This is a genomic window from Sphingomonas trueperi (assembly GCF_040545965.1).
GTDB classification, from domain to species: Bacteria; Pseudomonadota; Alphaproteobacteria; order Sphingomonadales; family Sphingomonadaceae; genus Sphingomonas; species Sphingomonas trueperi_C.
On sequence record NZ_JBEPMV010000003.1, the window covers coordinates 227,925 to 252,287 of the forward strand.

Below are 24,363 nucleotides of genomic sequence, written 5' to 3' on the forward strand. Positions count from 1 at the left end.
CGGCGGCCCCCCACGGGCACAGCCGGCAGGACTGGCTCAGAAGTTCATGCGGAATGCGGCGCCGCCCGTGAGGCGCGGCAAGGCTTGCGTCTGCGCACCATTGAACGTCGCGCGGCCGAAGATGCTCACCTGCGCCGCGCCGTCCAGTATCGTTCGCCCATACATCGCCTCGCCGACATATTGCCGCTCGGGAACCCCGAGATTGAACCGCTGGGTGAGCGGCCCCAACTCGCCGGTCTGTCGGTCGATGACCTGCACCGTGGTCAGGTCGACGCTCGCCCGTTCGAGGTGCATCGGCTGCGCCAGCGTCATGCGAAACAGGTCGGTCTTGCCGAACAATTCGCTCTTCGTCAGCCCGACCTGGAACGAGGTGCTTACCAGACCGCCGCCGGCCGGTGTGATCGTTGCGGCGCCCGCCGCTCGGGTGCGGCCGACGGTCCCGGTCGCAGCAAGTGCCAGGGTCGGGGTCAGCGCAAGGTCTGCGCCGAGGGTGACGCCGTCGCTGATGCTGCCGCGCGCAAAATCATAAGGGTCCGCCGATTCGATGCCCAGCATCGCCTTGGCCTCGCGCAGGCGCGTGTAGCTCGCGCTCAGCGCGCCGGTGCCGGCGGTGTAGCGCACCGCGACATTCTGCGCGCCGGCCCGATAGGGATCCACTGCGCCCATCGCGAAGGCCGTGAGCGTATCCATCTGCCGCAGATCGCGGCGCAGCGTCCGCTGGGTGAGCCCGCTCGAGATCGTCCAGTGATCACTCAGCGCGACGCTGGTCTGGAGATAGCCGCCGCCCGACGCGAAGCCCATCAACGGGTTCGCACCACCGACGTTGGGATCGAAGTCGGAAGGCAGCGCGAAGCTGCCGCCGCTGAGCTGGGTCGCACCATCGCCGTCGCCGAAGGTGAAGGCAACGCGATCGCCCGGGGTGACCAGCCGCACCGCCGTTTGATAGGGCAGCTGGCTCTGGTAGAAGCCCAGCATGCGCGTGCGCGGCGCCACCGCCATCGAGAGCTGCAGGCCCCCCTTGTTGGAGATTGGCGCGGAGAATGCGAAGCCGCTGAACGCGCCCGGTCCCTTGGGCCCCGGGCCGCTCTTCGTCGTCGCCCAAGCCATGAAGCGGCTGTAGATATAGCTCTGCAGATATTCATTCGAACCGGTCAGCGACATCGCCGTCGCGTCGGTCAGCTTGCTCGACACCGGGATGGCGAAGTCGCGAAAAGTCGCCCCAACGTCTTCATAGGCATAGAAGAACATGCCCGCCGCTTCCCACTTGGCCTGCTCCTTGGGGTCGCGGATCTTAGCGGCCTGGGTGGCGACTATATTGCCCTTCGCGTCGTACTGGTACCACTTCAGCCCGTCGAAGCTCAGCGGCGACAGGGCAGCGGTGACGTCGAGGATGCCGACGCCGTAGACGGGGTCGACGCCCGGCGCGCCAACATCGCGCGCCGACTTCAGGATGATGTCGACCGTCTCCTTGGGATAGTTGGACAGCCACGGCCAGCGATCGTGGAGCAGCGCGATCGTTCCGGTGACCAGCGGCGCGGCGAACGAGGTGCCCGACGCGCGCGTCACCCCGCCCTGCCCGTCCGACACCAGGATCATCTCGCCCGGCGCAGTGATGAAGCGGTTCATCAGCTTCATGTCGGGCGCGCAATTGCCCTTGGCATCGACAAGGCAGGCACTGCCCGGCCGGTTGGAGAAGTCGGAAATCGTTCCCGTCGGCCCGACCGAGCCAACCACGATCATGTAGGGATTGGCCTTGTCCCACTTGATGTTCTGGGTCTGGGTGATCCCGTCATTGCCCGCCGCGATGACGAAGATCGTCTTCTTGGCATAGGCAGCGACATCCGGATCGCCGAACACGTCGTTCCAGCCCTGCGGCAGCGTCTTGCCGGGTTCGCCGAGCGACATGTTGACGATGCTGGCATTGTTCTGCGCGATCATCAGCACGCCGTTCTTCACGTCGGTCCAGTTGGCAGTGCCCGAGCTGTCGAACGGATTGTAGGCGACGACCGAGGCCATCGGCGCGATACCCATTACGCCCTTGCCGTCGTGCGCGGCGATGATCAGGCTCGCGACCGCGGCGCCGTGGCCGTTCGAGAAGTCCGAGATGCCGCTGTATTTGGTGATATTGCTGGTGCCTTCGCCGGTCACGGTGAAGTCGAGCAGACCGACGATCGAGCGCTTGCCCTCGCCGATCGTCTTGGTGATGGCAGGCGACCAGTTGATCGTCTGCATCCACCAGTCGGTGTGGTCCATGCCCGCATATTGGTTGAGCTGGTCGTACCAGTCGATGAAGAACATCTGTCGCGTATAGGCATCCACCGAGGTCAGCGAGGCGGGGTTGGTCAGATCGAGTCCCCACTTGGCCAGCATCGGAGCAACGAACCCGGCCTCGAAGGTCTTGCCCGTCTGCGTCTGGACAGCCGAGCCCCAAGCGTCCTTGGACTGTCCGATCATCCCGTTGATCTTGGTAACGAGCGTCGACAGGTCAGTGGACGAGGCAGTACCCGACAGGTTCAGCCAATAGCCCAGCGCATCCTTGCTGGTGGTAACGTACGCGTCGGAGAACGTCCGGATGTTCCCGATCATCGGGTCGAGATCACCCATAGCGGGTGCCAGATCGCCCCAGAAGGTGCGGATATTGCCCACATATGGGTCTACGGTACCGCTGAAGGTGCGGATGTTGCCGATATAGGGGCTCAGGTCGCCGCTGAAGGTGCGGATGTTGCCGACCAGCGGATCGAGATCGCCGGTGAACGTTCGGATGTTGCCCACATAGGGGGTGAGCGTACCACTCAGCGTCTGCACCGGCTTGTCTGCCGATACGGGACCGGGCCGAACCACCACCGGCTGCGCGCGGGCGGGCGAAGGCGTCGGAGCAGGCGCCGTGGGCGCGGTCTGGGCCTCGGCGCCACCCGCGGCCACCAAGCCGCCGAATCCGGCCGTCGCGAAAAGATACGAGCGGATCAACGTGCGCATCGTCATTGGGAAGCCCCCGTTCAAGCCAGCTCCCTGTTGCCGTCTTGTCGTTTTGATTTGAGAGGGTCTTGCGCCGCCAATTGTTACCGAGAACCGAAGAAATGTCGTTAAGCCATCGTTAAGGTATAATTTATCGCTTCAATTTCATGCACCTAATGAGGCTTGCCATTGCCCTGGGCCCGGACCAGCCAGGCGCTCCAGATGCGCTTCGTCTCTCAGGAATTCGATCAGCTGCGGCAACGGTAGCGGTGGAGAGATGAAATAGCCCTGGAGGAGGTCGCAGCCCATGATGCGGAGAAGCGACAGGCTCATCGCCGTGTCCACACCTTCGGCAGTGACTTCCATTTCAAGTGCGTGCGCCAAATCGATCGAGGATCGGACAAGAAGCGGGTCGCGATTGCTGTTAGTAAGGCCACTCACGAACATGCGATCGATCTTGAGCTCCTGGGCCGGCAGCTGCTTTAGGTAGGCGAGCGACGAAAGGCCGGAGCCGTAATCGTCGATCGCGATTCGGATGCCGGCTTCGGTGAAAGCGCGCAGATTTGCGAGTGCTGCGTCAGGATCGCTGATCACCGCGGTTTCGGTAATCTCGAACCCGATCCTGCCCTTCGCGTGGCGGACCAATGCAAGCGCGGCGGCGGCGAAGCCATGGTCGGGAAGGAGCTGCCCAGAGATGTTGACGTAAATATCAACGGCGTGCCCGCGCTCGATGAGGTACTGCTGGTCGTCGATGGCGCGCGTGATCACCCATTCGCTGAGTTCGCGGATTGCCCCGGTTTCCTCGGCGAGCGCGATGAAACGATCGGTCGGAACAAGGCCGCTGCCGGGCCGGATCCACCGGATCAGCGCCTCGACGGAGGTGATTGTGTTCGTCCGCGCGTGAAGCTTCGGCTGGTAGTACAAGCTCAGTTCGCCCGACGCGAGCGCATGCGGCAGAGCGCGCATAAGCTCCAGGTCAGACAAGCTGTTTTGCAAAAGCACCGCCGGATCCGCGAAGCGGATTTTGCGCCGTTCGGTTTGCGCGGCGCTCAGTGCGGCCGCCGCCTGATCGACAAGCTCGTCGCGAATGGAGCTCTGGCCGGCGTCGGCGAAGCCGATCGTCACCGTGGGGCTGATGCTGAACGCATCGACAAACAGCCGCGCCTCCAGCGTTTCGACAAGGTCTTGCAGGTTCGCTGTTGCCGCCTCGAGGCTGGCCGCGTTGAAGGCAAACTCAATCGTGGTACGGCCAATACGCCCACGCTCGGCACTTTCAATCGCGGCTTCAACTCGATCGGCGAGGATTTCCAGCAATTGGTTGGCGAGCCGGTACCCGATGCTTTTCCGAAGCGGTGCAAAGCGTTCCACTTCAACGATGGCCACGAATGTGGATTGAGCGGAGGCCTTGGCGGCAACGGATTCGTCACGGAGTTCATCGAAGATCGCCGTGATCACTTGAGACCGTTGTTGCGCGGATGATTGCACAATAGGGGGCGGCGCATCGGCCGACCCGAGGAAGCCGTCGCCGGACTTCGGATTGACGGATCTGATACCTTGCCATTGATCCTGCCGCGTAGTCGCCTCGACTACCTCAGCGATGCGGACCGGCTTGCGGACGTCGAATGCGGTTCGCCAAGGCCGCGCCGCCAACCGGCGAACCACCGCACGTAGGACGAGGACCGGGAGATTCACCAATGCCATTCGGTCGGAGCTAGCAAGTATTTGTGAAACAAGCGTAACCGCATGCTAAAAGGCCATTTTTGCAGCGGGATAAACTGCGCTTCTTCATTCGAGAGCTCGCGCCGCCCCCTCCCTTCGCCCCGAGCAGGATGACCGTAAACTCGCGCTTGGTGCGTTGCGGGGTTAAGGCAGGTGTTGTCAGAAGAAGACGGTCGAGGTGACCGGTCTCGATGACTGGAATTGGGCGCACAGCTGACCCGCTGGCGAGGCAGGTGATCAAGCCGGTTGCGGCAGCCATGCCGGCTCAAATGCTAGCTGTCGGAGCGGTAATGGCGATAAGGATTGGAGCTTCGGGACGTCTAGCAACTTGATCCTGTGGTCGCTGCGGGCAATCAGCCCTTCCCGCTCCATGTCCCGGATCGTTCGATTGACGTGCACCGACGTCAGCCCGAGGAGGTCGCCCAGCATTTCTTGCGTGAGCGGTAGGTCGAAGACGTCGTGCTCCACCAGGCCAAGCGGTGAGAGCCGCGCACGAAAGTCCAGTAGAAGCTTGCTCAAGCGGGCCCTGGCTGATGCGTGGCCGACTGCCGCGAGCATATCCATGAGACTTAACCGCTCGATCTGAACCGCCATGGTGAACAGGGCCGCCACTTTAGGAGCACGCGTGTAGAGATCGCGGAGCCGAGCGTAGGAAACAAACGCAGTCGCAGCGTCCGTGATGCACGTCAAAGTGTCTGCGGCTGTCTGGAGGGCCATACTTGGGGTCCCCAGGATGTCACCCGGCAGATGCACCTTCTGGATCAGTCGCTTGCCGCCACGGAGCACGATCGAAGACGATATCCACCCAGCATTATGGAGATGGAAGCCACTAAGTTGATCCCCCTCCCGCTGAAAGGTTTCGCCGTCGCCTTACGGTCTCGATCGGCCCGAGTTCACGGAGAGCGAGCTCCTCCCTATCAGTAAGTTCGGCCAACGCCCTGTATCTGTAGTCGGGTATGCCACCGCCAAATGCCTGCTCGATACTCGCAGGGACCTTCGCCCCACCAACCTCCGTGAATATATTTGCGCAAGTGATCCGCGCGTGTCTAGACGCGGAGCGCACGTCAGAGCTGCATACCGGCGCGGGATCTCGAGCGAACGTCGCCAGTGAGCGGGGGCTGCTGTGCTTAGATGGACCTAAGCCAGCTGGGTCGCCTCATATGGCCCGTTTCGTTGTCGTTTGCCGCTACCGACATCCAAGCAGGGAGGTGTGTACCGAGGTGATCGAGATCGACGATGTCCATCGCTGTGCCGCTTTTGGGGAAAGAAAATCGGCTTAGCTTGAAACGGTTAACGATATGCGATGGGATGCGGCGGTTGAGAACCAGCAGTCCTAGACATCGAAGCTCGGATTGAGCGATGGAGCACTCGGCCGCAGCTACTGAGATCGATTGTCCAACACCGATGCAGGACTCTATGAAGCTAGACTGATCGAGATCGATGGTACTTGAAGAATGATCTGGTATGCCGATGCCTCAGCAGTGACGGCTGGAAGGTCGAGCATGAACAATGCATAGAGCCATATTGTGGTTAATGCCGGAGCGCCGGTTAGGGGTCTCGCTGCAAGTCCTGATCGGATCAGCCTTCGCGATAGGCGGATTCATTCTTCAACATAGTTTGAGCGGAGCCTTGGGTGGCTTCCCGCTCCTGCTGTTCGTCCCAGCGGTCTTCTTCTCTGCAATCGTGCTAGGCAAGATTGGAGGTGCTACGACCACTTTCTGCGGTGCAGCCCTGGCAGGTTACTTCATCGTCGAACCCAGGTATTCGTTCGCGTTGACGGCGAGTTCCGCGGTTGCGCTTACGATCTTCGTCATCATAGGCATTGGGATGTCACTGGTAATCGAGGCGCTTCGCGGCACGATTGAAAAGCTGAACGAGAGCGAGCGATCGAAAGCTCTGCTTCTCGAGGAACTCGCGCACCGAACGAAGAACGATCTCGCGATTATCAGCTCCGCGATCACGCTGCAGCGGAATGCCAGCTCCGACCCTGCGGTACGGGATGCCTTGGCGGCGGCCAATGCTCGGGTCCTCGTGGTTGCGCGGGCGCAGGAGCGGCTACGCGGAGGCAAGGCGGATGGGCGCGTAGATCTCAGCTCTTATGTGGCCGAGCTATGCCACGACCTGGGCGATCTCCTCCGTGACGTTCGGCCGATTGCGGTTCGCGTGCACTGCCCGCGCCTCCTGGTGCAGACGGACCTCGCGGTGAATGTTGGCCTCATCGTCAACGAGCTTGTGACGAACAGCCTCAAATACGCCTTCCCGTCAGAACGGGGCGGCACGGTGGAGGTTACCCTTCACTCTGAACCAAACCGGCTGGTCATCGAGGTTCGCGATGATGGAGTTGGTTGCGAGGATCTCGGGAAGGCCGGACTGGGGTCAAAGCTGGTCAAGCTGCTCGCGAAGCAACTAGCTGGAACCGTCGAACGGGAAGCCGGTGATCCTGGCTATATCGTCCGCGTGACCCTGACAGGAAATGCCGGCTCTGCAGCCACAATCTCTCGCGACTGAGACTGCTCAGCCGGCAGCGTTGGCGCTTGCCTCGTTGATGAGCGTGGAGATGGCTGTCAGCAGCTGAGCGGGTGCGTATGGCTTTTGCACCAGAAGGCTCTTCGGCACCCCCTGGGCAGCCCAGTCTTCCGCGCTTTCCGCGGTCAGATACACGACGGGGAGACTTGCCTTTTGTTCTCTCGCTCGTCGGGCGACGTCCCAGCCGTTCATGCCCTTGCCCAAGCGAACATCCGTCACAAGACCGATGATCTGGTCACCCTGCTGACTCAGGAGCTGAATGGCATCCTCGCCGGAAGACGCTTCCACGACTGTGTAGCCGCCATCTTCCAGTGCATCCTGGGCATGGATCAGCATGATAGGTTCATCCTCAACCAAGAGGATCAAGACGGGCTTATCCAAGAGCATGTCGCCTAAGTTTTGGAGGCAGGCAGCGGTTCCGCGCGATCTTCAACTCGTCGTGGCCGCTCAGATCCCCAATGTGGGGCGAAGATTGGTTAACGGCCACTCCGGTGACTCCCCCTCCGGCACAACACGCAGTTTAGCACTGCCAGCGACGGTCGATGCCGTAACGATCGGCTGCGATCTAGCGAAACATGTCCCACTTGGATCAGGCGTGACCGGGCATGTCCCATGTTAGGACATCTGGCTAGGAGGCAACTTCACGGATAGTTGCGTGGGGGGCGCCCTCCGTTCGAGGCAGTCGTTCGACAAGCGCAGCCGTCAAGGCGGAAGCTCTCCGTGGCCGAGACGTGGCCTTTGGGGAACTTCCAAGGTCCTCGTGCTCCACTGACTTGCCGTGGCCGTGAAAAGCGGCAATCTAAAATGGTGATAGCCCACCACCAAAGCCTTGCAAATAGACGCATATTCGAGCCTTTGCGGCAAAAGCTGGGTAGATTTTGGCAGGTGGGTCCCCGCACGGCGTTCGGGAAAGTTGCCGTTGGTTTGGCAGCGGCAGGTGTAGCCGTGCTGGTACGCTCGCTACTGCCGCTCAACCCGCAGCAACTGCCCTTCGTGACCGTGGTCGCATGTCTGTCTGTGACCACTTTGTACGCAGGTGGGCTTGCTGGCACGACGTGCGCGATCGTTGGAGGCCTGATCTCGTGGCGCATGGCCTTTGCGCCGGACAATTGGGAGATTAACGGTGCGCAAGTGGTACCCCTCATCGGGATGGCGGTGATCTCAAGCTCGATCGTCATTGCCTCCAGACCTTATCGGCGAAGCATGGAACTTCACCACGAACGTGAAGTGCTGAAGCTGGAGAAAGAAGCATATCGTGCCGAGCTTTTCGCTGGCGAGCTGTCGCATCGGCTGAAAAATACGCTGACGATTGTGCAATCGATTGTGCTGCAGTCCCTCGAGCGTAGCTCTCCGGAAGCTGGAAAGCTCGTCGAGCGGCTTGGTGCTCTCGCTGCCGCGACGGATGTGCTGGGTGCGCATGTTAGCGATCCGTCAGCTCCGCTGTTGCGCGTTATCCAGGCGGCGCTCACGCCGTTTCGTGACTTCGACGCACGGATTGTGCTCAATACGGACGAGGGCGCAATTTCAAGCCAGCAAGCCGTGCTTCTCGCGCTGGCGGTTCACGAACTGGCCTCGAACGCGGTGAAATACGGCAGCCTTTCTTCGGCAGAGGGGATGGTGAATATTGTTCTTCTCGACCAGGGGGAAAGTTTCAAAGCGCTTTGGGAGGAAAGCGGGGGCCCGGATGTGGACCCCCCGAGAACATTCGGCTTTGGTACAAAGCTTCTTAAGCGGGTCCTGCGGCATGGCCAGATCGAGTATGCCGCCGGCGGCCTGCGATGTTCGTTCGAGGTGCTGAAATCCCCCGCCGCGTCGGTCTGGCCGAAATAAGCTTGAGGGATAGCGGCAGCGCAGGGGACGTGCACGATCTCTTGTTGAGGAAAATATTCCTCGGGGTGAATACTTCAACTAAAAATGCCTGCGGCTCTGCTCTCTCGGTGGAAAGCCCAACTATCACAGAGAGCTTTCTAGGTATCAGATGTCCTATTCCCCCTCGCTTCAAGCCGCGGACAGCCCGTCGCCGGTCGTCCGCTTCCAGGACCGTCGATCTTCGTCCTTAGCGTCTGGAACTGGGCGCGCAGCCGCCTGGCTCCCCAGCCCTCCCGCTGTTTCGACCGGTCCCGCCCACAAGCTGTCTATAGACGCCGTCCCGAAGACATGATGCCAATTGGGGCCGCGATCTCAGCCTAGCACGAAGCCAGCGAGGATCAGGACTGCTGCGAGCGCGCGAGGGATGGCGTGACCGCTGTCGCGCGGGGTGAAGATCGGAACTGTTACCAGGGTGTAGATGCACGTGGCGAGCGTCAGCCAAAACAGTGCGTGTGCGGTGCCCGGCTGCTGTGCGTTGATTACCGCGCCAGCCAATGCGATGCCGGCACCGAGGTACAAGCCCTGGTTGGCGAGCATCAGGTTCAGGAGCAATCGCTTCCGCCAATAGGGCTCGGCTGGGTTCAAGGCCCGGCGGATCGGGCCGATCGCGCCGAAGGTATAGGCGACAGCGTCGACCAGCATGAGAGCCGCGACCGCGTACCAAAGCCAGGTAAGGTGAGCGTGAAGCATTTCAGGCCACTCCAATGATGAGAGGGATGGCGGCTACGATCATGAGCACCGCGGTGAGGCCGTGGGGAACGTTGAACGGCGGATCCCAGCTTCGCATAGAGAGCGTTACGGTTCGGCAGAGCCGTAAGAGTGTCGCAGTGGGCGAGATGCTCCAGACGCCGCTTGGCAGCATGCCGGTCGGTTACATCGCGGAGCAGTGCGCCGAACAGAGGTTGCCCACCCTCAAACCACATCGAGAGGGAGAGATCGACCGGGAACTCTCGACCATCTGCATGTTGGGCTATGATCTCAACGGAGTGGCCCGCCAGCCGCGCCTCACCCGCCCGTACAGCTCTTGCCAGGCGTGCATCATGAGCAGCGCGGTGCTTGGCGGGAATTATCAGAGAGAGCGGCTTACCCAGCACCTCGAACTCGGTGAAACCGAACAGGTTCTCTGCCCCAGCGTTCCAAGAGACGATAAGATTGTCAGGTCCGGCGCAGATCGCAGCCGTGGCCGAGCTATCTAGCATTCGCTCGTCACGAGATTTCCGAAGCTCCGCCTTGGCTTGGTTGCGTGCGGGTACTGAAAGCTTTGCGCACATTCGGGATCTATAGAAGTGATTCCCTTTCAAAGATCTTCAGCGAAACACCGGATACCTTCCGTATATGTACGTATCCCCTGGTGGCGGGCGACGTTGATAGCCTAGGTCGGAGCCAGTGCGAGTGCCTTAGATTACTGGAAGATATCTGTCGCCTTAGTACAATTTCGACCACTTATCTTTGCTTCGTACAGAAGCTTGTCGGCGCACGCCAACCACTCGGAGGTAGTCGGGAAGTCACCCACGGCGGATACACCGAAGCTGGCTGTGACGTTGATCTCAGCACCTCCAGGAATGGCAAACTGGTGCTGCTCGATCGTTCGACGCAGCCGTTCTGCTGCAATGAATGCATCAGCCGCACCGGTCTCAGGGAGTAGTACGGCAAATTCTTCACCGCCCATCCGGCCGAGAAAGTCTGTTGGTCGAAGAGCCTGGGTGGCAAAATCTGCAACTTGACGGAGTACCTCGTCACCTGCCGGGTGGCCGTAGCCGTCATTGATCTTTTTGAAGTGATCAATGTCAAACGCGACGATTGAACTAGGTCTCCCGTACCGGCGATGACGCGCAAATTCGTGACTGACTTGCTCATCAAACCCACGCCTGGTGAGTGCGCCGGTAAGATGGTCGGTGCTTGCAATCAGCCGCAGCTCCAGCTCATCGCAGACGATATTTGCAAAGTTGCCTAGAATCGCAATATCTGCTGGGCTGAACCGGCGCGGCCTGGTGTCCATCGCGCAGAGCGAGCCAACGTTGTAACCGTCGGGGCTCCGCAGCGGCACTCCCGCATAGCTACGGATTTTCGGACCACCTAATACAAGCGGATTGGCCGCAAACCGCTCATCAAGTAGCGCGTCCTCTATGATCAGCGGATCTGATTGCTGGATCGTGTAGGTGCAGAAAGATACGGATCGCGGTGTTTCACGAACGTCGAGGCCCCGATAGGCCTTAAACCACTGGCGATCGCGGTCGACGAGGGAGACCGTAGAGATTGGCACCGCCAACACGGTCCGGACGAGATGCACGATCTTCTCGAACGGCTCTTCGGGCGCCGTCTCGATGACCTGCAGTCTACCCAACGCAGCGATGCGCGCCTCATCGTCGGCAAGCTTCGGATCAAGCACGCAGCGAATCCTTGACGAGGACGCGTACCGCGGCCGTGAGCTCATTGCGATAGCTATCCAGCAGCTGGTCGACGCTGGCATCGATCATGTCTTCTCCCACCCCGGCAGCGCGGAGGCTTTCTACCAGTGCCGCCAGGTGCTTCTGATGTCGCAGGACACTCTCCTGAAGCGCTAGCGGAATCGTGGTCTCCTCCGATCGCTGCGAAGTCGGCGCGACGGGTTCGCTTTCATGGGGTATCATTGCTCTTGCCATACCGCTTTATAGACAAAGCCGGCGCTATCACGTTGTGTATGCAATTAATGTCGCTTTATCGATGCTGCCGGCGGCAGTGAAGCGGCGTTAGCGCGCTGACGGGCGCAATCTCGCCGAACAGGAAGGCATTGCCGGTGTCGGGAGTACCGTCGCTTAACGTTTGTCTATGACGGCTTTTGGGGAGCGGTGGGGGCTGCTGGATGTCCGCAATTGGGCGCGCTGCTGCCTCGCTTCCTTTCCCCGGCTCATTCCCACTCGGGGCGACGGCCCGTTCGGCTACGGAAGGCAGCGGGCGGCATCGCGGGCGGCATTGCCTGTGATGCCGGGTCGGTAACTTCTTGTGGTTCTGGCCCGACGCGTTCGAGACGGCAGAACTGGCCAAGCAGACGTCCTTGCCGACGCCGTTCACGGTGTTGCAGGCCCCGATCCTCCGCGACAGGATCACGGCAAAGGGCGAAATACAACAGGCTGCTCGACGGAACTGCGGCGCTGCTGCATCTAAGAAGGCTGAGGGAAGCCTGTGAGTTCAGATCAGCTAGTCGTATGGGTCGGTCGCCACATCCTGCCGCACGAGCGGCAGTTGCGGGTCTGGTTGCGCGCGGCGTTTCCGGCGGTGGACGTGGACGACGTGGTGCAGGAAACCTATTGCCGAATAAGCGGGCTCGACCAGTTCGAGCACATCGACGATCCGCGCAGCTATTTCTTTCGCGCTGCGCGCAACGTCGTGCTGGAGCAGATCCGCCGCGAGCGCGTGGTCAGCATCGGCGCCGCCAGCGGCCTTGCCGAAATGGACAACGCACCCGATCCCGCTCAGTCGCCCGAAGAAATCGTCGCCGGACGTCACATGATCGCCCGCATCGAGCGGTTGATTGACGCGCTGCCCGATCGCGCGCGGCAGGTGTTCCGGCTCCGCAAGATCGACGGCATGGCACAGCGAGACATCGCCTTGCGGCTGCGCATCCCGGAAACCGCCGTCGAGAATGACGTCGCGCGTGGCCTCCTCCGTATCCTCGACCAACTAAGCGAGGAGGAGAAGGCCGAGCTGCCGATCCGGCGCCGAGCCGCGCGGACGGCGGAGCACGGCAAGCGGTGCGAAACCGGAGGGCGGCGATGATCGACGAGATCGCCTGCCGCTGGGCCGCCGCGATCGACCGCGGGCTGAGCGACGCGGAAGAGGCCGAGCTCGCGGCCTGGTTGGCACAGGATCGGCGGCATCGCGGCGCGCTGCTGCGGACCAAGGCGGCGATGAGCCTGCTCGACCAGCGACATGCGCTGCCCGACTGGGAAGAGCCATTGCCGGTTCAGCCCCGTCGTCGGCACCGGTGGACGGTCAGTGCCGGCGCAGTCGCGGCGGTCTTGGTCGCCGCCTTGGGCGTCGGCGTGTGGATCGATCGCGGGGAGGTGATCGACACCCGGGTGGGCGAGATCCGCAGCATGCAATTGACCGACGGATCAGTTGCGGTCGTCAACAGCGGGACGAGACTTCGCGTGGCGTTCACGCGCGCCAAGCGTCATGTCGAGATGACCAAGGGCGAGGCATGGTTCGAGGTCGCACACAACAAGGCGCGGCCGTTCGTTGTCGCCAGCGGCCCCTATCGCGTACAGGCGGTCGGTACCGCCTTCGATGTGCGACGGGAGGGGGAAGCCGCGCGGGTCGTCGTGACCACCGGCGTGGTGAAAATCTGGTCGGTCGACAGCGACGAACCGGCGCGGCGTGTCGCGGCGGGCGAATGGGCGGTGCTGCAGCCCGGCAAGGCAATCGCGACGAAAGCGATGCGCCCCCAGGCATCCGATCAGCAACTGGCCTGGCGCGAGCGAAAGATCGTGCTGGACAACATGACGCTGGGCGAGGCGGCGGCCGAGTTCAACCGCTACAACATCACCCGGCTGGAGGTTGCGCCGCCACTCGTCGGCAGGCGCGTGGTCGGCTGGTTCCGCATCGACGATGTGGACGGTTTCGCCGACTCCAGCGCCGCGATGGTCGGCGGACGTGTCGAACGGGTAGACCGACCGGGCGTAGGGCCCGTCACGCGGATCCTGCCCTGAAAAATTTTGCATCGCCGACGGAAGTTGCGGGGCCGTGCATCCTTGGATCAGCGCCGTACGAAGCGCGTTCGACATTCCAGGGAGAGGTGCCTTGCGCAAGAGCCAGATTTTTAGCGTTTCGATGGTGGCGATCGCCGCCGTGCTCTCCACGCCTGCCGTAGCCGCCCAGACCATCCGCGAGTTCAACGTGCCGCGCCAGCCCGCCGCTGCCGGGCTAGTCCGGTTCGCGCAGCAGGCGAACATCCAGATCATCGCGCCCGGCGAAGCAACGAACGGCCAGACTATCTCGGAGGTGAAGGGCAAGTTCAGCGTCGAGGAAGGGCTGCGCAGGCTGATTGCCCGCAGCCATTTGCGACTGATGTCCTTCGACGGCCGTACCGCAGTGATCGCCGCGGCCAATCCGCTTGCCGCGCGCCATGCCAGCAATAGCGCGCCGCGCGACGCGGCCGCCGGCACGCAGTCGAGTGCTCCCGCGACCGAGACGGCGCAGGCCGAGGACAGCCCAGAGAACGAAATCATCGTCACCGGCAACACCTCCGACAAGCGTACGCTGTTCAACTCCTCGTCCAACGTCACGCTGGCCAGCGCCGCCGACCTGCAGCGGAAAGCGCCGCGCTCGACCGCGGATACGCTGGAACTGGTTCCCGGGGTGTTCGTGGAAGGTACGGCGGGGCCGATCTCCAACAATTATTCCGTTCGCGGCCTGCGTGGCGGCGGTCAGACTTTCATCACCTTGGAGGAAGACGGCATGCCGATCCTCTATGGCGGCGGTGGCGCGGACTTCTATTTTCAGAACGACATCACCATCAATCGCCTCGAAGCGGTCGAGGGTGGCACTTCGGGCGTGCTTGCTCCCAATGGCGCCGGAGCCACGATCAACTTCATCTCGATGAAGCCCAACCACGACCAGGCGACCGCGATGGTCCGCTTCACCGGCGCGACCTATGGCGATTTGCGCGCGGACGGCTATTTCTCGGCACCGATCGCCGATGGCTGGGCGTTCAATGTCGGCGGCTATGTCACCTCGCAAAAGGGTGTGCGGCGCACGCCCTTCACCTTCAATGCCTATGACGTGAAAGCGATGCTGGAGAAGAAATTCTCCAATGGTGGCCTGCTCCGCTTCACCATCAAGAATGGCGACAAGCATTTCCCCTATTATGCCGACATGCCGTTCCGCGTCGCCGCCAACGGCACCATCAGCAGCGTGCCCGGCCTCGATCTCAAGCGGGACGACGTCGGTGGGCGCGGCTTCACCGAGTTCCTGGTCCCTGATGCGCCTGCAACCGGCACCAGCCTGCGCCGGTTCAGCTCCGCAGACGGCGTCCACGTCAAGTCGACCACCTACCGTGTCGATCTGGAAATGCCGGTCAGCCCCAGCGTGCGCCTGTTCGCCCGGGCACGTTATCTGGACGGCTCCTATGACTTCAACGGCATCTTTCCCGGCAGCGGGTCGGGCACCGCGGGACTGACCCCGGCGCTCAACTATCTGACGCCCGCTCTCTCTCCCCTCGCCGGGCTGACTCCGCTCGAGGGATCGTCGCAGACTTACTTCCAGGTCGCGGCGCAGCGCTTCCCCGGGGTGGTCCAATATGGACTGCGTAACATCCGCACGGGGCAGGTCATTGCGGCATCGAACACTGCCGCCCTGAACAGCCTGAACGGCAATGGCCTGCTCCAGCAGACCGTCCTCAACCACCAGACGCTCGCGACCAAGGATTTCGGCAGCGACTTCGGGGTGAAATGGGACGCGAGCGGCAGCAACCTCGACAATTCGCTGACGGTGGGCGGCATGGTCTATAATGTCCGCCGGCGGAACGATCAGTCGGCGGTGGCGACCGTCCTCAACGACGTGCGCAACGATTCCAACGTGTACGACATGGTCGCGCTGAATGCGGCAGGCGGCGTGCTGGGGTCGCTGACCAACAACGGCATGGTCAATTACGGCAACTGGGGGCAGGGCCTGTTCAACGACGAGGTCACCTCGCTCTCCGCTTATTTCAACGACGAGCTGACCATCGGCGAGCGGCTGCACGTCGACTTCGGTGCGCGCTACGAGCACCAGCATGTGCGGGTCGACATCGGCAAAACCGCGACCGTCAACGCGCCGGTGCCGGCGGGCACGGTCGGTCTGTATGACAATGTCGGCAGCACGTTCGCCGGCACCTATACGCGCCAGAGCGCCAATTATTCCGACTGGGCGTTTACAGGGGGCGTCAATTACGAACTCACCGACCATGTCGCGCTCTATGTTCGCGGTGCGCGCGGGTTCCAGACCAATGGCGGTGACACGGGCGGGACCCACAAGCCGACCGAGCTGACGCTGTATGAAGGCGGGGTGCGGTTCAAGGCGGCAGCCTTCAACGCCTCGATCATCGGCTTCCGCACCGAATTCCGCGACCAGTCCTACCAGTTTGTCAACCCGGCGAACCCGGCGCAGGCGAGCAACGCGCTGGCAGACAACACCACCAACGGCGTGCAGCTCGATGCCACGGTGCGACCGGTGCAGTTCTTCAGCCTGAACGTGCAGGGCGTGTACCAGGAGCCCAAGCTAGGCAATCTGCGCTTCGACGGCGTCGCACAGCCTCAATATGACGGCAACACGCCCGAGCGCACCCCGAAGAAGCTGCTGACCGTCACCCCGTCCTTCATCCTGCCGGGCGGGCTGGGCGAGATTTACGGCCGCTACAAATATGTCGGCAAGATTTTCGCCGACAGCGGCAACGGCATCGCGCTGCCCGATTATGGGGTGTTCTCGATCGGGGCGAGCCTGGACGTCACGCCGCGCCTGAATCTGTCGGTCAGTGTCGACAACCTGACCGACGTGAAGGGCTTTACCGAGGGCAACCCGCGCCAGGGACAGACCCAGTCGATCGTCGACGGCTATTTTTACGGCCGTGCGATCGTCGGGCGCAACGCGCTGATCAGCGCGACGCTCAAGCTGTGAAGCTGAAGGCGGGGCTGCGGCCGTCGCTGGGGCTGGCGGCGGCGTTGCTGTTGAGCGGTGCCGCCCCTGGCGCTGCGCGGGTCGAGCAATATGCGGTGCGCGAGGGGCTGAACCTCAACAGCTTCACGCGTTCGGGTCCGGTCGCGGCACATGTCGTGCTGCGGTCGGGCCGGCAGCCCCGGCTGCTGATCGCCTTTCCGGCGGGCAATAGCGGCACGGCGTTGTGGTTCGAGCCGCTCGCCAAGGATGCCGAGTGGCGTATCGAAGGCGCCCCCCGCCCGGTCACGCTGCGCGACGCCAAGGGACGGCCGCTCCACGGCGTCCGCTTCGTGGCGACGATCGACGCCGAACGCCTGGTCCCGCACCAGGCGGTGCTGTCGAGCATCCGCGTCATCCGTGATTACCAGGCGCTGGGCAAGGCACCCGCCGCGGTGCTGACCGCAGCTCGGACGACGGGCGATGGTATCCGGTGGTCGCGCGATCGCCTCGACGGCGCGGCGGGCTATGATCTTGCGATGAACGTCATCGGCGGCCGCATCGCGGGCGGTGCCATCCTCGCCGGCCCGGACGGGAGGATCCGCCTTGCCGTGACGGCGGTGACGGGCGAGAAGCCGCTCTCGCCGCGCGGCGGTACGGACCTCCTCAACGCCAAGGCACAAGCCGATCCAGGCGCGCGCAATGCACTCACCTTCCTCAGCTACGCCGAAAAGTATCTGGCAGGCTCCTGGCGGTTCGACACCTATTTCGGGCGCGACACGCTGATGTCGGTCCGGTTGCTGATGCCGGCGCTGCAGCCCGCGGCGGTGGAGACGGGGTTGGCATCGGTGCTGGCGCGCCTGTCGCCACGCGGGGAGGTGGCGCATGAGGAGGATATCGGCGAGTTCGCTATCCTCGACCATCAACGGACCGACGGCACCCTGTCGGACGCGCCGGTCTACAACTACAACATGGTCGACAGCGACTATATGCTCGCGCCGGTCGCGCGGGCGTGGCTGCTCGACGATCCGCGTGGGCGTGCGCGGGCGCAGGCCTTTCTGGCGCAGCGCACGGCCGGAGAAACCATGGGCGCGCGGCTTGTCCGCAACCTTCGCTTCGTGCTGCAACAGGCGGCGCCCTTTGCCCGCGATCCCGTTGCCGCGCATCTGATCGCGCTCAAGCCCGGCATGGATGCGGGCGAGTGGCGCGACAGCAATGACGGGCTGGCGGGCGGGCGCCTGCCCTATGACGTCAACGCCGTACTGGTTCCCGCGGCACTCGATTCCGCCGCGGCGTTGCAGGCGAGCGGGCTGCTTCGTCCCTATCTGGCCGCCGGCGATCCGGCCGCCTTCGCGCGAGCCCGTGCGGTCGCCGATGTCTGGCGCGCCAAGGCGTTGCCCTTATTCGACGTGACCGTGCCCGCCGAAGCCGCGCGGCGCGCCGTCCGCGACTATGCGCGCAGTGTCGGCGTGCCGGACGGGCCCGCGCTGGCCGCGATCGGTGCCCAGCCGGTCCGCTTCCCGGCGATCGCGCTGGACGCGCTGGGCCGGCCGATCCCCGTGCAGAACAGCGATCCCGGCTTCGCGCTGCTGTTCGAAAAGCCTTCTGCAGCGGCACTGGACGTCATGACAGCCAGCCTCATCGACGCATTTCCCGCAGGGTTGCGCACCGGTGCGGGCATGCTGGTCGCCAACCCAGCCTTTGCCGAGCCAGGAATACAGCGGAAATTCTCGCCCAATGCCTATCACGGCACGGTGATCTGGAGCTGGCAGCAGGCGCTCGTCGCCGCGGGGCTGGCACGGCAGCTCGAACGCAAGGACCTGCCCGCCAATGTCCGCCAGCAGATCGTCCGTGCGCAGTCCTGCCTGTGGGACGGGATCGAAAAGACGCGCAGCGTGCAGAGTTCCGAACTCTGGTCGTGGCGGTATGCCGATGACCGGTACCAGGTCGTGCCCTTCGGCGCGGCGGGGGCGGACGTCGACGAATCCAACGCCGCGCAACTCTGGAGCACCGTGTATCTGGCGCTCCGCCGGCCGGCAGGCCCGGCGATCGCCTGCATCGGCGGATGACGCTCGCACACACCTGTGGGAGTGGGTAGACGGAACCCTATGACCGACAATCGCATTCGCCGGATCGTGATTCTGGGTGGCGGGACGGCAGGCTGGATGAGCGCGGCCGCCCTGTCGCGCGTGCTCGCTGGACAACGCGTCGCGATCACGCTGGTCGAGTCCGACACGATCGGCACCATCGGGGTGGGCGAGGCCACCATCCCCACCATCCACTGGTTCAACCAGATCATCGGCCTGGACGAGCGCCAGTTCCTGGCCGAAACCAAGGCGACGGTGAAGCTCGGCATCGAGTTCGTCGGCTGGAACGGCGAGGGGAGCCGATACTTCCACCCCTTCGGGACGTTCGGGCCGCCGGGCGATGGCGCGATGTTCCTTCACCGCCTCATCCGGGGACGGGCCGATGGCGATACTGCGCCCACCGAGGCCTATTCCCTGACCGCGCAGGCAGCGCGTTCGGGCCGCTTTGCGCGGCCGGTCCCCGATCGCCGGTCGCTATTGTCGACCTTGGGCTATGCCTATCATTTCGATGCGGGCCTCTACGCGCGCTACCTGCGCGGGCTGGCCGAGCAGGCAGGCGTGACCCGGATCGAAGGCAGGGTCGGCTCGGTCCAGCGGGACGGAGAAAGCGGCTTCGTCCGGTCGCTGATGCTCGACGACGGGCGTATCGTCGAAGGCGATCTCTTCCTCGACTGTTCGGGGATGCGCGGCTTGCTGATCGAGGAGACACTCGGCGTCGGCTATGACGACTGGTCGCACTGGCTGCCGTGCGACCGCGCCTGGGCGGCGCCGAGTGCAGCGGAGGCGCACCTCACCCCGTTCACGCGCGCGACGGCGGCCGAGGCCGGGTGGCGCTGGCGTATCCCGCTCCAGCACCGGGTCGGCAATGGCTATGTCTTCGCCAGCCGCTTCCAGGACGAAGCGGCGGCCCGTGCCTCGCTGCTGGCCGCAATGGAGGGGCCGCCGCTTTCCGATCCGCGCCTGATCCGCTTCATGCCAGGCATGCGGCGCGAGGCATGGCGTGCCAATGTGGTGGCGATCGGCCTGTCGAGCGGATTCCTCGAGCCGCTCGAATCAACCAGCATCCATCTGATCCAGAGCGGCATCGCCAAGCTGTTGTCGCTGTTTCCGGCTGCCGACTGTTCGCCCCTGCTGGCGCGGCAATTCAACCGGATTTTCGGGCAGGAAATGCTCGATATTCGCGATTTCCTGATCTTCCATTATCATGCAACGGCGGGACGCGAGGAGCCGATGTGGCGCGAGCGGCAGGCGATGGCGATCCCCGAGACGCTCACTGAACGCCTAGCGCATTTCCGGAGCTCGGGCCGGATCGTCTTGTCGAGTGACGAGCTGTTCCGCGACGCGAGTTGGTTCGCGGTGCTCGATGGCCAAGGGGCGCGCCCCGGCGATTACAACCCCCTGATCGAGGGGATCGATGTTCACGATAATCTCCGCCAGCTGGCGGCATTGCGGTCGAACATTGCGTGCGCGGCGGAAGCGTTACCGGCCCTGTGCCGTCCGTGAGGCGCGCAGTTGATTGCCAGTAGCCTCGGCCATCCTGACGCGATGGATCGGGTATTCCGCGGCAACCCGCGAGCGATCGGGACCATCTTCGCTGTAGATTGGGGACGTCCGTGGGCGGTACGGCGATCCTCGGCCTCCCGCCATCTATAGGGGGGCGAGGAGAATGGCTTTGGCCTCAAGGCCTCTATGACTATCGTTCGGCGGCCAGATTTGTTCTCCAACAATGCGCGATATGTCAGGTGCTGGCCTTCTGAGGGCGTCTTGTGGCGCGGATACGCCATTCTGCCGTGCTGGTTGAACTGGGCGGAACGACGGGTTCTGACAATAGCGGTCGGTCGGCAGGTCACATTGCAATGACGGCTTCGTCCCACTCCCAGTCGCCGGCGATGCGGATCTGAGGGCCGTTCGTCTGGGTACGCTTTTGGGTTCATCAATCGGCCTGCTGGCCGTCTACGAGTAGGTGCGCAGCTGGGTGCCCCCCTACCCTCCCGGAACGCCGGGACCTATTGCGAACTAGGTTCCCGTCACGTCCGCTTCTGGAAAGCGTCGAGCACCTTCTAACGGCCGATATTGGGCGCGCTGCTGCCTGATGCCCCTGCCCGCCTCCCGGCGGCCGCTCGCGACCAAGATGCGCCGTTTGGCTCATCGCTAGGAACCGTCCGTTTATGAGAGAAGCCGCCATTGTTGGAGTCTGTCGGTCAAGCATTGCGCGTGATCGGACTTCCAGCCCGCTTGAAAGGACCCGATTGCAACAACCAGCCTCACCCGTCGTCACCACCGAGATTGTCGCGCGCTTTATGCAGTTTGCGTAATATCGGTTAGTGCCTGCACGAGCGCGTCGAAGGTGAGCCTGTAGCGACTGCCGTTTCTCAGATCCTCATGCATGACAATCCACACCGGCAGTGGCAGGTCGAATGCATCTGCCATGACGCGGCAAAGATCCGGGTCGCGCCTGGCGACGGCGGTCTGGCAAATGCCGATGCCGAAGCCCGCGCGAATCGCTTCGAACTGGGCCGCCGCGCCATCGACGCGCAGGGCGAACATCGAGCGATCGATTCCCGGCAAATGGCGCATGCCCGCCCGGGTGAACGGTGTCTCCGTGTCGAAGCCGATTAGGTCGTGTTCGCGAAGATCCTCGAGTCGGTGGGGCACGCCTCTTCGCTCGAGATAGCTATGGTGTGCATGGAAGCCGAGGCGAACAGTGCCGACGCTCTTGGCCACCAGCGACTTCTGCTCGGGTTGCGCCATCCGTATCGCGATGTCCGACCGGCGCTGCAGCAGGTCGTCCAGGTCATCGGTCAACGCCAGCTCGAAATGCAGCCTGGGCTGGGCGCGCCGAAGGTCCGTGACGATCGCCGGCAGATGGTGCGTCCCCACCGCCTGGCTGGCAGTGATGCGCACCGTGCCCTCCGGCATCCCCGGCGCGCCTTCGGCGGATCTGCGAAGCGCTTCCGCCGCGGCAACAAGAGCTTCGGCGTGCGGCCGCAAGGCCAACGCGTGCTCGGTGGCGGAGAGACCCCGCTGCGAACGGACGAACAGCTTGGCACCGGTCGCCTGCTCCAGCGCATCGATGTGCCGGGCAATGCTGGGCTGGGTCATGCCGAGCGCGCGCGACGCAGCCGAGAGCGAGCCCTGCTGCAGCACCGCAGCGAAGCTGCGGTAGACATCCCAGCTCGGTTCCTTGTTCATTTATTTTCGTATAGTGACTGCACACAATACGGCAATTAATGTTTATCCAAATCGACGTCATTCTGCCTCCAGACAAACGAGGAGGCGAACGATGAAGAAGGTAGCGTTGGTTCTGGGCGCGACGGGTGGTGTCGGCGGTGCCGTGATGCGTCGCATGATCGCGGGCGGTTGGACGGTTCGGGCGCTGACCCGCCGCGCCGATGTCGACTTTCCTGCCGGATGCGAGGCGGTGGTGGGGGATGCGATGGATGCGGCCTCGGTCGCATCGGCTGCCGAGGCCGCCTCGGTCATCGTCCATGCAGTCAACCCGCCGGGCTATCGCGACTGGGATCGCCTGGTCCTGCCGATGCTTGACAACACGATTCGTGCGGCGTCCGCCAGCGGCGCCTGCATCCTCCTGCCGGGGACGGTCTATAATTACGGGCCCAACGCGTTTCAGAACATCGCCGAGGATGCGCCGCAGACGCCTAAGACGCGGAAAGGCCGGATCCGCGTCGAGTTGGAGGAGCGGCTCCGCACCGCGGCGAAGCAGGGGAAGTGCAGCGCGCTCATCGTGCGGGCGGGCGACTTTTTCGGCCCCGGCGCGGCCAACAACTGGTTCGGGCAGGGCCTGGTGACGCCCGGGGCGCGTCCCAAGGTCATCCGCAACCCGGGCACGCGCGGCATCGGCCATCAATGGGCGTACTTGCCCGACGTCGCCGAAACCATGGTCCGGCTGCTGGAGCGCGCGGATCTGCCGGCCTTCGCCTCGTTCCACATGGAGGGGCACTGGGACCATGACGGGCGCCAGATGGTGCAGGCGATCGCGCGCGTGCTCGGGGATCCCGTCGTGCCGATCCGTCCGCTGCCCTGGTGGCTGCTACGCGTCGCGGCGCTGGTGGCGACCACGCCGCGCGAGATGATGGAGATGCGCTATCTCTGGCGTCAGCCGGTTCGTATGATCAACGATCGGCTCGTGGCGACGCTGGGCGGCGAGCCGCGGACACCGCTCCTCGAAGCGGTGCGCACCACGCTGGCCGATCTGCAATGCATCTGAGGCAACTATGGGCGCGGCGGCGCGGGAGCCCGTACCGTCACGCCTGCCCTCGACCGACGCCCCTTCGATCTGCAAAGGGCAGTGCCATGCAGCTGTTAGCGCCAATCATTTTCGTTCTGATCTGGTCCACCGGCTTTATCGTGGCGCGGGCGACGACACCCTATGCGAGCGCGGAACTCGTGCTCACCGCCCGGCTCGTCCTCACGGCGCTCCTGCTGGGCGTCGCCGCCCTACTGGCTGGCCAGCGATTGCCGCGAGGGCGGGCTCTGGCGCTGCACCTCGCGGCAGGCAGCCTCCTGAACGGCGTGTATCTGGGTGCGAGCTGGTGGGCGATCGCCGCGGGGATGCCCGCCGGGGTGATGGCGCTTCTCGGATCGCTTCAGCCGCTGATCGTGGCTTTGGGGTCGTTCGTACTGCTGAGCGAGCGCTTGCGCCCGCGCGCATGGCTCGGGCTCGCGATCGGATTGGCCGGGGTGATGCTGGTGCTATATCCGCTGCTCGGCCGCAGCAGCGCGCAGCCGATCGCGCCTTTGGCCCTGGCCGCTGCGATTGGCGCGATCCTGGCCATGGCTGGCGGCACGATGATCCAGCGGGGCGGGGCTGCACGCGATCCGATGCTCGTCGCCGGCGCGGTCCAGCATATGGCCGGCGCCTTGCTTTGCGGCGCGGCGGCCCTGCTGCTGGGCGAGCATCGTTGGGCCAACGTGCTGCCGCTATGGCTTGGTCTCGGCTGGTCGGTGTTCGGACTTTCGGTCGTGGGTGTTTCCCTGCTGGTATGGATGACGCGTGCGCAGGGGGCGACGCGGGTAAGCGCGCTGCTCCTGCTGGTCCCGCCGCTCGCCGCGATCGAAGCTTGGCTGCTTTTCGGCGAGCAACTCGTTTCGCTTCAGCTGCTGGGGTTCGCCGCAGCGCTGGGAGGCGTGATCCTAGCCCGAAGCCGACCGACAGCAGGATCGCCGAACGAGGCGACCGTGTAACCCGGCCCTGAGTTTCAGCTGAAGGCAATAGGTCGGCCGCTGGCCTTTGCTCGTGGCTTCTTCAACGCCCCTCCAGCTACCATTGCGTGTCGGCATTTTACGAGAGCCGCCGTTCGTCATACCGTTCGCGAACGGCCGTTTCGTTCCACTCCCGGTCCTTGGCGAGGTGGATCTGCGGGCCGTTCGCCCGGGTCCGCTTTGGGGTTGATCAGTTTCCTTGCTGGCCGTCTGAGAGTAGTTGCGCAGCTGGGTACCCCCTGCCGGCGTGTCGGGACCTACTGCGAACCAGGCTAGCGCCATGTCCGCTTCTGGGAAGCCGTGGAGCACCTTTTAATGACCGGAATTGGGCGCGCTGCTGCCGGATCGATCAAAGGAATAGCAATGGCGGGTTCCG

The 24,363-nt window shown here is 63.6% G+C and carries 17 protein-coding genes; 9 read left to right on the top strand and 8 right to left on the bottom strand.

All coding sequences use genetic code 11. The features are described from left to right. Positions 1–36 precede the first annotated feature (36 nt). The 3 genes from ABIC35_RS08770 to ABIC35_RS08780 form a co-directional block, all read right to left on the bottom strand. Positions 37–2,982, bottom strand: coding sequence for a S8 family peptidase (locus ABIC35_RS08770; RefSeq protein WP_121075132.1), 2,946 nt, complete (start codon positions 2,980–2,982; stop codon positions 37–39). Between the two features lie 138 nt (positions 2,983–3,120). After that, the gene (locus ABIC35_RS08775) at positions 3,121–4,656 is read right to left on the bottom strand and encodes an EAL domain-containing protein (protein ID WP_121075129.1); all 1,536 of its coding nucleotides are present in this window, start codon (positions 4,654–4,656) and stop codon (positions 3,121–3,123) included. A gap of 255 nt (positions 4,657–4,911) precedes the next feature. Further along, on the bottom strand, positions 4,912–5,286 hold the full coding sequence (locus tag ABIC35_RS08780; protein ID WP_354278408.1) for a Crp/Fnr family transcriptional regulator: 375 nt from the start codon (positions 5,284–5,286) through the stop codon (positions 4,912–4,914). 921 nt (positions 5,287–6,207) lie between these two features. On the opposite strand from ABIC35_RS08780, the gene ABIC35_RS08785 reads away from it, so the two are divergent. Next, on the top strand, positions 6,208–7,182 hold the full coding sequence (locus ABIC35_RS08785; RefSeq protein WP_220667338.1) for a histidine kinase dimerization/phosphoacceptor domain -containing protein: 975 nt from the start codon (positions 6,208–6,210) through the stop codon (positions 7,180–7,182). Between the two features lie 6 nt (positions 7,183–7,188). Here ABIC35_RS08785 and ABIC35_RS08790 read toward each other — a convergent pair whose 3' ends face one another. Then, complete coding sequence (locus ABIC35_RS08790; RefSeq protein ID WP_354278409.1) at positions 7,189–7,587, bottom strand: response regulator; 399 nt, start codon at positions 7,585–7,587, stop codon at positions 7,189–7,191. Between the two features lie 558 nt (positions 7,588–8,145). Here ABIC35_RS08790 and ABIC35_RS08795 point away from each other — a divergent pair. Then, a complete protein-coding gene (locus ABIC35_RS08795; protein ID WP_354278410.1) occupies positions 8,146–9,030 on the top strand; it encodes a sensor histidine kinase in 885 nt (294 codons plus the stop codon). Between the two features lie 351 nt (positions 9,031–9,381). Here the strand turns inward: ABIC35_RS08795 and ABIC35_RS08800 are convergent, their stop codons facing one another. The 3 genes from ABIC35_RS08800 to ABIC35_RS08810 all read right to left on the bottom strand — a co-directional run bounded on the left by ABIC35_RS08800 (position 9,382) and on the right by ABIC35_RS08810 (position 11,458). Then, complete coding sequence (locus ABIC35_RS08800) at positions 9,382–9,711, bottom strand: hypothetical protein (protein WP_121075120.1); 330 nt, start codon at positions 9,709–9,711, stop codon at positions 9,382–9,384. Further along, entirely contained in the window at positions 9,651–10,340 is a 690-nt protein-coding gene (locus ABIC35_RS08805) for a PAS domain-containing protein (RefSeq protein ID WP_121075117.1), read from the bottom strand. The genes ABIC35_RS08800 and ABIC35_RS08805 overlap by 61 nt, the downstream gene beginning before the upstream one ends. 131 nt (positions 10,341–10,471) lie before the next feature. Further along, positions 10,472–11,458 (bottom strand): GGDEF domain-containing protein, encoded by a 987-nt coding sequence (locus ABIC35_RS08810; RefSeq protein WP_121075114.1) that lies wholly within the window; start codon positions 11,456–11,458, stop codon positions 10,472–10,474. A gap of 773 nt (positions 11,459–12,231) precedes the next feature. On the opposite strand from ABIC35_RS08810, the gene ABIC35_RS08815 reads away from it, so the two are divergent. The 5 genes from ABIC35_RS08815 (at position 12,232) to ABIC35_RS08835 (ending at position 20,267) form a co-directional block, all read left to right on the top strand. Next, the gene (locus ABIC35_RS08815) at positions 12,232–12,825 is read left to right on the top strand and encodes an RNA polymerase sigma factor (protein WP_354278411.1); all 594 of its coding nucleotides are present in this window, start codon (positions 12,232–12,234) and stop codon (positions 12,823–12,825) included. After that, positions 12,822–13,757 carry a FecR family protein gene (locus tag ABIC35_RS08820; protein ID WP_121075101.1) on the top strand — a complete coding sequence of 312 codons (936 nt, stop codon included), beginning with the start codon at positions 12,822–12,824 and terminating at the stop codon, positions 13,755–13,757. Before ABIC35_RS08815 ends, ABIC35_RS08820 begins: the two co-directional genes overlap by 4 nt. A gap of 91 nt (positions 13,758–13,848) precedes the next feature. Next, the gene (locus ABIC35_RS08825; protein ID WP_121075098.1) at positions 13,849–16,701 is read left to right on the top strand and encodes a TonB-dependent receptor domain-containing protein; all 2,853 of its coding nucleotides are present in this window, start codon (positions 13,849–13,851) and stop codon (positions 16,699–16,701) included. Then, entirely contained in the window at positions 16,698–18,746 is a 2,049-nt protein-coding gene (locus tag ABIC35_RS08830; RefSeq protein ID WP_121075095.1) for a hypothetical protein, read from the top strand. The genes ABIC35_RS08825 and ABIC35_RS08830 overlap by 4 nt, the downstream gene beginning before the upstream one ends. Positions 18,747–18,785: 39 nt before the next feature. Further along, the gene (locus tag ABIC35_RS08835) at positions 18,786–20,267 is read left to right on the top strand and encodes a tryptophan halogenase family protein (RefSeq protein ID WP_121075092.1); all 1,482 of its coding nucleotides are present in this window, start codon (positions 18,786–18,788) and stop codon (positions 20,265–20,267) included. Positions 20,268–21,062: 795 nt separating this feature from the next. On the opposite strand, the gene ABIC35_RS08840 is transcribed toward ABIC35_RS08835, so the two are convergent. Further along, entirely contained in the window at positions 21,063–21,956 is an 894-nt protein-coding gene (locus ABIC35_RS08840) for a LysR family transcriptional regulator (RefSeq protein WP_121075089.1), read from the bottom strand. A 91-nt stretch (positions 21,957–22,047) separates the two neighbouring features. Between ABIC35_RS08840 and ABIC35_RS08845 the strand changes: the two genes are divergently transcribed. Further along, on the top strand, positions 22,048–22,992 hold the full coding sequence (locus ABIC35_RS08845) for an NAD-dependent epimerase/dehydratase family protein (protein WP_121075086.1): 945 nt from the start codon (positions 22,048–22,050) through the stop codon (positions 22,990–22,992). An 86-nt stretch (positions 22,993–23,078) separates the two neighbouring features. Next, on the top strand, positions 23,079–23,969 hold the full coding sequence (locus ABIC35_RS08850) for a DMT family transporter (RefSeq protein ID WP_121075083.1): 891 nt from the start codon (positions 23,079–23,081) through the stop codon (positions 23,967–23,969). Positions 23,970–24,363: the final 394 nt, after the last annotated feature.